Raw genomic sequence first — 9,500 nt, 5'->3', positions numbered from 1 at the left:
ATTGAATATTTAAAAGCAGATTGGCAAGGTTTAGAAGATGTACAACTTGCGACACTAAACTGGGTAATCGAGAATAAGCGAATTCCTATTCCTGAACACGTAGAGCCTTAACCGGAAAAAAGAGGCTTTGGGAGCCGATTCTTTAAGCCGTATGGCTGATCTGATTGTTCACCTTGGCTTATTAAAACCGTGGAACATTGATCAAATAGTAAGCGTGGAACATAAAAAATCATTAAAAAAGCCCATTCGAGGGTAAATGAGCTTTTTAATAGTATATAAAAAATTGATTTTTAAAGGAATAAAAATAGCATTTCGTATAAGAGTTTTTATGTTAAATAGGACTAAAAATATACTCTAATTTTAGAGTTCTCTTTTAGGTATGATGTAAAAACATACAAGCCTAAGAGTTTAATTTAAAGGTTAAGAATTGAATAAATTAGTAAATATTTTTATGGCTTTAGGAGTTTGCCTTTCAATGGAAACATTTGCAGAACCTGTTTTTTCTAATGATTTATTAGCGAAAGCAGAAAGTGGAGATACTTCTGCCCAGTTAGAATTAGCTGAGATTTATCTATATGGTCATGGTGTTGATTCAGATGAAAATCAAGCTGAAATTTGGGCTATTAAATCAGCTGAAAATGGAAATGTAGCAGCAATGTTTTGGTTAGCTGATGGATATGTTACCTATGCTAGATTAATAGAGGATGATGACAAAAACGATTCTTTAGAACATTTCCAAAAAGCTTTTAAGTGGTTTCAGAAAGCTTCAGAAAATGGTCATTCTGAATCAATGGTTGAGTTAGCTGACCTATATACTCGCGCAGATAGCGGAATAGAAGTTAATATTAAGAAAGCTTTAGAACTTCGTGAAAAGGCTGCAAAGTTAGGTAATAAGAAAGCAATGCGAAGTCTTTCCGTTATGTATCGTGATGGTATAGGCATTCCTAAAAATACTGATTTAGCTCAAAGTTGGTGGGATAAGTCTGAAAATTAGTCTTAAGACTTCCTAAAATTAACATAATGGCGGTTACACGAAGCAAAAAACGTAGGAAATTGGCTCAGGCTTTGTATAACTCGTATTATGTTAATTTTAGTAAAAGTTAAGGATTTTTAAGAGTTTAATAAATGAATAGTGTTCATGAAATTATAGCAAAAATACATAATGAATGGGAGATTGAACCTAAGAAAGCTATTCAGAGAGGTATGGAATGTCCCTTTCCTTTGCAGTGTTCATTAAACCTAAAAAGCAAAATTTACTCACAAATACCCCAAGTACTTTTACCAAAAGTATTAGAGGATTTTTATACAGTATCTAATGGTGCAGATCTATTTAAAGATCAAGAATACGGACAATGGGGCTTAAAATTATATTCTATTGAGGAAGTAATTTTTGCTTCAAAAATTTATAAAATTAATCGTAATAATGACGCTCTTCAAAGTGACTTAATTATTGGAGAATTCTATGGAGATTCAGACTTATTGTTAGTTCGATGTGATCCTAATAGTGATGATTACGGCTCTATTTTTGTTGTCTTACCTATAGATCAAAGACAAGATTGGTACATTGTTGCTAATACTTTTCAAGAATTCATTAGTAAATTTTATGAAACTCAGGGTGATAAATTCTGGGAACCTTAAAATTATATGGCGGACATAAGCTCTATTTAACTTATGTTCACCTAAAATTTATTTAATTATCATAAAAATAGTATCATTTTTTGAATTTCATATAACGCGTATTATGTTAATTTTAGAAAATCTATACAGTTCCTATTAATAAAATTTAGATATTTCTAATGGATAAAAACAGTATAATAATTAAAAGAAATTTAAAGAGTGCAATATATGTTTGGTATTTTTTCTTCTAAAAAGCAAAACTCCTTAAAAAACCCTGTTTACTTAGAAAAATTCATAAATAATGCCTACTTAGAATTAAGTAATAGTATTAAATCACCCAATGAGCTTTATCTTTTTTTAATTGAGGAACTTTGTGGAGCATCACAAGGGAACAATGATGGAAAACAACTAGTAGATTTTTCACAATTTCATGAAATTGAATATAGGAATGCATTAAATAAAGAATCTGCAATGGACTTACCTAATAGCCCACTATCAATATTAAATAATAGTGTCAGCCCCCAGTTGATTAAGGAGTTAGGAATAGATGAGGCTGTAAAAATAAGATGTACGCTTATAAAAAGGTTAATAGAGGCAAATCAAAACACATTAAATAGTAGCCGTTTAACTTTTGCAAAAAGCTACATTCAGGTTGGAAGTTCTTATCTTCCAGAAGGTGAAATTCAAGCATGGTTTGATGTCATTAACTCAATACAAGGAGCTAGTAAAAAAACTATCCTAGAACCCGATGATTTAACAAAAATTATTACTCCTTCAAACCATACAGCACAAGGAAAGTACTATGACATGTTCAAAGACCTTGAGGATTATTTAAGTAGCTTATATGAACAGCCATCACATAGTACTTTTATGCCCTTACTTTACGCTCTTCGTATCGCTTATGCTGGCATGTATTCTCAAGGAATATGTTCAAAAGCTGACTTTGATGCTGTTGATCAAGGCTTTTTTAATAGAGTCATTCTAATCGGCCAATCTATTTCTAGAGAAGAGCAAGTCTCTTTTCAAGAATCATCATTAGATAAAGCACTAGAGTGGATCAATAAATATTATATTGTTATAGACAGACAGACTTCTTCACATTTAGTGAATACAGCTAAATCAGGCTTGTAAGATAGTAGTCTATAATTTACATAAGCGCTTATATTTAAGATAAAGTTTTTACTATTTCCTAGCTATAAAAACTAAAATCCATACCTCGATCTTGCTTAGATCGAGGTTTGCTCAGCTACTTTTACTGTTCTATATCGTTTTTTAGTAAAAATATCTAAAATTTCATCATTTAACATAATGGCTGTTATAAAAACTAGCTATGTAATGCAATTCGCATTACAATATCCCCATACATTCAATAAATGGGAAAAAAATAATGGCTACTGTTAACTTCAGGGTTGATGAAGCCCTTAAAGAAAAATCTTATTCAGTTCTTAGAGAACAAGGTATTGCACCTACTGAGTTTTTTACAAATGTCCTTGAATACATTGCAGCGACTGGGAAACTCCCTGTACAAAAAGCTTTACTCTCAGAAGAGGATACCGAGCTATTAGCGATTGTTCGTAAACGTATGAATGATCCTAAAGAAATGTTCGAGGAAATTACTTTAGATGACTTATAAGCTTTTACGTAATAAGGACTTCACAGCTGAATGGGAAAAGCTTCCTAGTGCTATAAGAGATCAATTTAAGAAGAAACTCGCCAAGGTCATAGAGCAGCCACATATTCCCAAGAATATGCTTAGAGGTGATCTCACGGGATGTTATAAAATTAAATTACTAAAGACTGGAGTTCGACTGGTCTATCAAGTCAAAGATGATCAGGTAGTTATCTTGCTCATCACCGTTGGGAAACGAGCTGACAGCATAGTTTATGACGAAGCAAAAAAACGCATTAAAGACTAAAAATGGGAGCTTCAAGCTCCCATTTTTGACCTCGTATAAGGTGTATTATGTTAATTTTTAGTTAATATAAAATTTAGATAGCTTCTGCAACTAATTTTAAAGCTGATTTAATTTTTTGCTTATTCTCATACATTTTTTTGTCAGCTTGTTCTGCTGCAAAATATAGCCCAATACTGGGATGCCTCCTACAAGGCAAGACATCTGATCGAGAAATTTTTTACCAAGCTCAAGCAGTATCGTGCTATTGCCACACGCTATGATAAATTGGCTCAAAACTTTTTATCAGCGATCTACCAGGCTTAATTGATAACACGCCCTAAATATTTCTAGAATATTCTCTTAAAATCTCCTACACCCTAATTTTATCTTCATATATAGTTTTCTCTATCACTTCATTGATCTCTTCATTCGTCCACTTTTGAAACTTAGCCCTACAAATGAATATTGATTGCAAAATAAATTTGTGCTTACCTTTTCTTAGATAAAGATTCTTTACTTTTTTCCATAAGAAACAATTAAATAGCTTACTACTTCTAAATTTATACCAATTAGAAAAAATTTACTGTTAATTAAAACTTAACAAAAGCCTGAGCTTGTAAAATAATCTAAATATCAGTTACTTTATGCTCAGAAAAATATTATTATTGTATTATTAATGTTTAATATTTGTGGTTTGTATGTTTTGGATTCTTATAGCAGTTCTAGTTTTGATTGGTATACTATTAATTATTTCTATAGTGAAGGAACATCTTAAAAATCCTTTCAGATAAATGACTCAATTTTAATCCATTTAACATAATGGGCGTTATACGAAATGAACAAATTGAAACATATAAAAATCAAAAACTTATGCTATAAATAATTTGCTCGACGATGACGAAAAGCCGACTTGGAAACAAGTCGGCTTTTTATGAGCAGTTTTGATATATTTTGCCAATAAAATTGGTTAAAAAACGATCAATTCGTAAGTTCCTTCCGATTCCTTAAGGCTTCCATTTCTGAATTTATCCCCATTTCTTGCGGTTAAGCTTTGGGATAATTTTTGATGATTTTTTGTACGCTTTGGCTTACAGCATTTTACGAAATTGTTTGTATCCAAGCACCAGTGAAGTCCCTATGATCGATCTATATGAACAGGATGTTCAATGACTTAAAACAAGAATAATCAGTCAGACACCATGACCATTAGGTAGTCAGCCCTACCTATGCGCTCCACACCGAAAAATCCCGACATGACGTCGGGATTTTTTATTTTCATTTGAATAATAATTCAATTAAGCATAAAATATAGATTGTAATCTATATTATGGTTGTAATATGTGGACAGTCATTACAACGGATCTGTTTAACGAATGGCTTGTACAGCAAGATCAATCTACACAAGAGAAAGTACTCGCAGCGTTGGTCGTTCTACAGCAACAGGGACCAAGTTTAGGACGTCCTTTAGTAGATACCGTCTATGACTCCAAATTTACCAATATGAAAGAGCTACGTGTTCAGCATCGAGGTAAACCACTGAGAGCCTTTTTCGCGTTTGATCCTTTACGACAAGCTATTGTGCTGTGTATCGGTGATAAAGGCGGTAAAAAGCGTTTTTATAAAGAGATGTTAGATATTGCCGATTAGCAATACGAAATTCATCTTTCAACTTTAGGAGATCAATCTAATGGCTAAGACCCTACAAGAATTATTGGCTAATCGCTCTCCAGAGAGTCAAGCTCGTATTCAACAAATGGCGGATGAATTATTGTTGGAAACTCAGCTTCACCTTATTCGTGAAGAGTTGGAGATTTCTCAAAAAGAACTGGCTGCAACCCTTGGAATCAAACAGCCTTCATTGTCAGCAATCGAAAATCGTGGTCATGATCTTAAAATTTCAACGATGAAAAAGTATGTCGAAGCAATGGGCGGAAAACTTCGTATTGATGTAGAGCTTCCAACAGGAAAACATATAGGATTCAATGTCTAATAATAAACCTTTGAAAAATAGTAGTAAATTACTTGTTAACTTGGACAAGTTTATATTTTTAGTGAATGCTGCTGATAGCCTAGAGGAAATTGAAATTATTAGAGATTTATGCTGTGACTATTTTTCACATTGTAAGAAGTTAAGCTATTACACTGATATTTTCGACAATGCTTATTGGATAAAATATTACGAAATAGCTTAATCTTTCAAGATTCGCATAAGAAATTTTATGTTAAATAGATATGAGAAAGGCCATAAATTGTGACTTTCCCATATACGAAGAGAGAGCTGAGAACTTTCGTTTTATTGATTTATTCAAAATGAAGCTGATATTGATGTGTGGTGATTTTAATTTTTAGTTGCTTATATTTTCTTTTCGTAGTGCTCAGAGCTGAATTAGACACTTCTGTATAAAATATAGAATCATACATCAAATCAGAAAATAATTTATATTCAATCAATAATTTACTGTATTTATTCCCATCTTTGAGATTCGTTTCAATTAATTGATCTAAATCTTTTACAGAAAAACTATGCATATTAGCCTCGGATAGAGTGTTTCTGAACGGGCACCATACAGGGTTGGCGATAGGAACTAAAGTTAAATTAGGTATTGATATATGGAATATTATTGTAAAATAATAGATTAAACTTATATCGAGGCTAAACTTTACTCCTTTAATACTAAAAATCTTATTCAGGATCCAAGATATGTCCTTCTAAAAGACTTTAGTCCTTCTCTTTTCAAGTCAAATTTACCCGTAATTCTGGCTAGAATACTCTCTCAAAATTGCATATACCCTATATTTATCTTGATATAAGGTCTTTTCTATAATTTTTTGGATATCTTCACTAGTCCATTTTTGCTGCTTAGCTTTAAAAATGAACTGTGATTGCAGAACAAATGAGTGTTCACCTTTTCTTAAATAAAGATTCTTGACTTTTTTTTGCATAAGAAACAATTCAATAACCTATAATCTTAAACTTTATACTAGTTGGGAAAAATTTACTTTTAATTATAACTTAATAAAAAACTTAACTTGTAAAGAAAACTAAATTTCAGTTACTTAATAGACAAAAAAATATTATTATTTTTGTATCAGTAATGTTTAATATTCTTTGGATTGTATGTTTTCGATTCTTATAGTATTTCTAGTTTTAATCAGTACACTATTAATTATTTCCATATTAAAAGAGTATTTTAAGAATCCTTTCAAATAGAAGAATAAATTCTAGTTTGTTAAACATAATAGAGCCTCTACGAAGTAAAAAAATGGGAGAGATTAACGCTCCCATTTTGTTTGTTAAACATTGAATCCTATATGTTTTCCTGTTGGAAGCTCTACATCAATACGGAGTTTCCCCCCCCATAGCTTCAACATACTTTTTCATGGTTGAAATCTTAAGATCATTGCCACGGTTTTCGATTGCTGACAATGAAGGTTGTTTGATTCCAAGAGTTGCAGCCAGTTCCTTTTGGGAAATCTCTAATTCTTCTCGAATAAAGTGAAGCTGAGTTTCTAAAAGTAGCTCGTCAGCCATTTGTTGAATACGAGTTTGGCTCTCTGGAGAGCGACTAGCCAATAATTCCTGTAAGGTTTTAGCCATTAGATTGATCTCCAAGGGTTGAGAGATGAAGTTCGTATTGCTGCTCTGCAATGTTCAGCATCTCTTTATAGAAACGCTTTTTACCGCCTTTATCACCGATGCACAGCACAATTGCCTGTCGAAATGGATCAAATGCGAAAAAGGCTCTCAGGGGTTTTCCTCGATGCTGAACGCGTAGCTCTTTCATATTGGTAAATTTAGAGTCATATACGGTATCAACTAAAGGGCGACCTAAACTTGGTCCCTGCTGCTGTAAAACAACTAAAGCGGTTAAGACTTTCTCTTGTGTTGATTCGTCTTGCTGTTCAAGCCATTCATTAAACAGATCTGTCGTGATGACTGTCCACATACAACAACCACAATATAGATTATAGTCTATGTTTTATAGCGAACTCAGCCAGTTTTCAAATGGCAATAAAAAAGCCCTACATCCTGTCGGGCTTTTTCATATCGGGTTGCTCGTCTTACTGATCTCATGCTGCCCATTCCTTGCGCAATTTTCTTATTCTTGTTGTCTGGAAACATCCAGTTTCGTTATATATTCATCATACGGCTAATGACTTGAATTACCAATCCGCAAAATCCTTAAATCTGTGTAAGTTTTAGCTTACAAAGTTGGCCTATTTTATCCCAAGAGTTGTCCGCAGAAATTGGGGGTTATTTCTGAAATGTGAACATTGATAAATCAGGAAAAAATGCAAAATAGAATGTTTTTTGATCAATTTTGTTGGCTAAAAGTTACAGTTTTGCTTAAAAAGAAACCGACTTGTTTCCAAGTCGGTTGAACGAGAACGTTCCAGAGGGTATGAATAACGATAAGATACTAATCTTAAAGTAATATTAAAAACACGTTCCGTATAAGCACCATTATGTTAATTTTAGAGAAACTAAAAATTTGAGTGCTATATGTTTCTAAAAAATAAAGAAGGTATTGAGAATAAGTTTTGGCGAGCAGTTTGTATACTAACAATCTTAGTCATCGTAATCTCGGCAGTATCTCTACCTTTTATTGATGATATTCTTAGTTTTATTAAAGATATCTCAGGCACGGCAGCAACAATACTTACTGCTTACATTGCTGTTATCCTATTTCAAGATTGGAGAGATATTAAGAAAGCCGAAATTCTTAGCCAACACTCAACTGAAGTATTCCCGATGCTAAATGATTTAGCATCATCCTTATTTTTTCTGAAAAATTCATTGGGATGTACTATTGGCCAATTCTATAAATTAAAAGAATATGAAAGCGAAAAAGGAAAATCAGAAGAATTTAGAGCAAAAATTTCCGATATGATCACCAGTACAAGTATTAGTGAGTTTGTTGAATCTTCTGAAAAAATCAAATACAAACTTTTCTTTATATCTCAATCTTTAGACACTAATATGCAAAAAAAAATAGATAATTTTAAAAGCATATTAGATGAGTTTATGTGGCTCTCTGAAGAAAATAGAGATCTATTTTTAGATCTCTCTGAGATAAAAAATCAAGAAGATAGAATTGAAAATTTATATACACAATTGAGAGTTTTAGCTAAAGAAATATTTGCAGATAAATTAGTTAGATACTCAACGTTTAATGATTTAGATTAAATTTTTAGATAGCGTTATTGATGATTTGTTAAAAATGAAAAGATTTATTTTATTGAGTGTATTAGTTTTTACAGGGGTTGAAATGCAACTGATTACAAAACTGTTTTAACAAGAAAAACTCTTTATATGAAAGGCGGAAATTGTGCTGGCCTATCTCTTTCAAAAAATGCTGGTTTAATTGGAGATCAGTTTCCCTGTACGGTAGACTTACCAACTAGAGTACGATGGATAAGCAATGATACTTTCATGATGGTTGAGAAACATCAAATTTCTCTATACCGCCTTTATTATTGATGTGTTCTCACGAGCAATTGTTGGATGGAAAGTATCTACACGGATGAATACAGATATGGTGCTCGATGCACTTGAGCAAGCATTGCATGATCGAGGCATGCCAAAGAATGTGATTCATCATTCCGATAGAGGTGTTCAATATCTTTCTATTCGCTATACCAATCGTTTAGAAGCTGCAAATTTACGAGCATCAGTCGGTACAACTGGTGATTCATACGATAATGCTCTGGCTGAAACGGTGAATGGCTTATACAAAACAGAGGTGATTGAATATTTAAAAGCAGATTGGCAAGGTTTAGCAGATGTACAACTTGCGACACTAAACTGGGTAGATTGGTTCAATAAAAAGCGTGTACACAGTGCACTGGGTTATGTATCGCCTTTTGAGTTCGAAGCAATGTACTATGATAAGATTAACCCGTTAGGTCAGGTGGCCTAACTTAAATAAAAAGTCTCCGACAAACCCGGTACGGTTCATAGACTCCAGTAAGCATAGATTTCCCTAT

General features: G+C 32.6%; 11 protein-coding genes and 4 pseudogenes. 12 read left to right on the top strand and 3 right to left on the bottom strand.

Annotated features, from left to right (window positions below; genetic code table 11):
• Positions 1 to 63 precede the first annotated feature (63 nt).
• From HMPREF0013_RS25500 to HMPREF0013_RS23295, 10 genes and pseudogenes are all read left to right on the top strand, one after another.
• Positions 64 to 159: pseudogene (locus HMPREF0013_RS25500) on the top strand (DNA-binding protein); the annotation flags it as partial.
• A gap of 316 nt (positions 160 to 475) precedes the next feature.
• Complete coding sequence (locus HMPREF0013_RS23320) at positions 476 to 994, top strand: tetratricopeptide repeat protein (protein WP_000447196.1); 519 nt, start codon at positions 476 to 478, stop codon at positions 992 to 994.
• A gap of 131 nt (positions 995 to 1,125) precedes the next feature.
• Positions 1,126 to 1,638 carry an SMI1/KNR4 family protein gene (locus HMPREF0013_RS23315; RefSeq protein WP_001089570.1) on the top strand — a complete coding sequence of 171 codons (513 nt, stop codon included), beginning with the start codon at positions 1,126 to 1,128 and terminating at the stop codon, positions 1,636 to 1,638.
• A 207-nt stretch (positions 1,639 to 1,845) separates the two neighbouring features.
• Positions 1,846 to 2,748 carry a hypothetical protein gene (locus HMPREF0013_RS23310; protein ID WP_000466974.1) on the top strand — a complete coding sequence of 301 codons (903 nt, stop codon included), beginning with the start codon at positions 1,846 to 1,848 and terminating at the stop codon, positions 2,746 to 2,748.
• A gap of 256 nt (positions 2,749 to 3,004) precedes the next feature.
• On the top strand, positions 3,005 to 3,250 hold the full coding sequence (locus HMPREF0013_RS0105845) for a type II toxin-antitoxin system RelB/DinJ family antitoxin (protein WP_000246757.1): 246 nt from the start codon (positions 3,005 to 3,007) through the stop codon (positions 3,248 to 3,250).
• Positions 3,240 to 3,533: a type II toxin-antitoxin system RelE family toxin gene (locus HMPREF0013_RS0105840; RefSeq protein WP_000221360.1), complete on the top strand. Its 294-nt coding sequence runs from the start codon at positions 3,240 to 3,242 to the stop codon at positions 3,531 to 3,533. The genes HMPREF0013_RS0105845 and HMPREF0013_RS0105840 overlap by 11 nt, the downstream gene beginning before the upstream one ends.
• Positions 3,534 to 3,719: 186 nt before the next feature.
• A pseudogene (locus HMPREF0013_RS24855) lies at positions 3,720 to 3,836 on the top strand (transposase); the annotation flags it as partial.
• A 1,014-nt stretch (positions 3,837 to 4,850) separates the two neighbouring features.
• The gene (locus HMPREF0013_RS23305; RefSeq protein ID WP_000269910.1) at positions 4,851 to 5,159 is read left to right on the top strand and encodes a type II toxin-antitoxin system RelE/ParE family toxin; all 309 of its coding nucleotides are present in this window, start codon (positions 4,851 to 4,853) and stop codon (positions 5,157 to 5,159) included.
• A gap of 40 nt (positions 5,160 to 5,199) precedes the next feature.
• Entirely contained in the window at positions 5,200 to 5,502 is a 303-nt protein-coding gene (locus HMPREF0013_RS23300) for a helix-turn-helix domain-containing protein (RefSeq protein WP_001140619.1), read from the top strand.
• Complete coding sequence (locus tag HMPREF0013_RS23295; RefSeq protein ID WP_000069470.1) at positions 5,495 to 5,704, top strand: hypothetical protein; 210 nt, start codon at positions 5,495 to 5,497, stop codon at positions 5,702 to 5,704. The genes HMPREF0013_RS23300 and HMPREF0013_RS23295 overlap by 8 nt, the downstream gene beginning before the upstream one ends.
• 109 nt (positions 5,705 to 5,813) lie before the next feature.
• Here HMPREF0013_RS23295 and HMPREF0013_RS23290 read toward each other — a convergent pair whose 3' ends face one another.
• The 3 genes and pseudogenes from HMPREF0013_RS23290 to HMPREF0013_RS23275 all read right to left on the bottom strand — a co-directional run bounded on the left by HMPREF0013_RS23290 (position 5,814) and on the right by HMPREF0013_RS23275 (position 7,459).
• Positions 5,814 to 6,041 (bottom strand): hypothetical protein, encoded by a 228-nt coding sequence (locus tag HMPREF0013_RS23290; RefSeq protein ID WP_000555567.1) that lies wholly within the window; start codon positions 6,039 to 6,041, stop codon positions 5,814 to 5,816.
• A 765-nt stretch (positions 6,042 to 6,806) separates the two neighbouring features.
• Positions 6,807 to 7,110, bottom strand: a pseudogene (locus tag HMPREF0013_RS23280) (helix-turn-helix domain-containing protein).
• Positions 7,103 to 7,459: a type II toxin-antitoxin system RelE/ParE family toxin gene (locus HMPREF0013_RS23275; protein WP_000269908.1), complete on the bottom strand. Its 357-nt coding sequence runs from the start codon at positions 7,457 to 7,459 to the stop codon at positions 7,103 to 7,105. Before HMPREF0013_RS23275 ends, HMPREF0013_RS23280 begins: the two are co-directional and overlap by 8 nt.
• A gap of 557 nt (positions 7,460 to 8,016) precedes the next feature.
• Between HMPREF0013_RS23275 and HMPREF0013_RS23270 the strand changes: the two genes are divergently transcribed.
• Both HMPREF0013_RS23270 and HMPREF0013_RS23265 read left to right on the top strand, forming a co-directional pair.
• The gene (locus HMPREF0013_RS23270; protein ID WP_000478902.1) at positions 8,017 to 8,700 is read left to right on the top strand and encodes a hypothetical protein; all 684 of its coding nucleotides are present in this window, start codon (positions 8,017 to 8,019) and stop codon (positions 8,698 to 8,700) included.
• Between the two features lie 268 nt (positions 8,701 to 8,968).
• Positions 8,969 to 9,433: pseudogene (locus HMPREF0013_RS23265) on the top strand (IS3 family transposase); the annotation flags it as partial.
• Between the last annotated feature and the right edge of the window lie 67 nt (positions 9,434 to 9,500).

It is taken from the genome of Acinetobacter sp. SH024, from assembly GCF_000163635.1.
Lineage (GTDB): Bacteria > Pseudomonadota > Gammaproteobacteria > Pseudomonadales > Moraxellaceae > Acinetobacter > Acinetobacter pittii.
The sequence above is the reverse complement of the archived record's forward strand: the minus strand, read 5'-3'. Positions and strand labels throughout refer to the sequence as shown.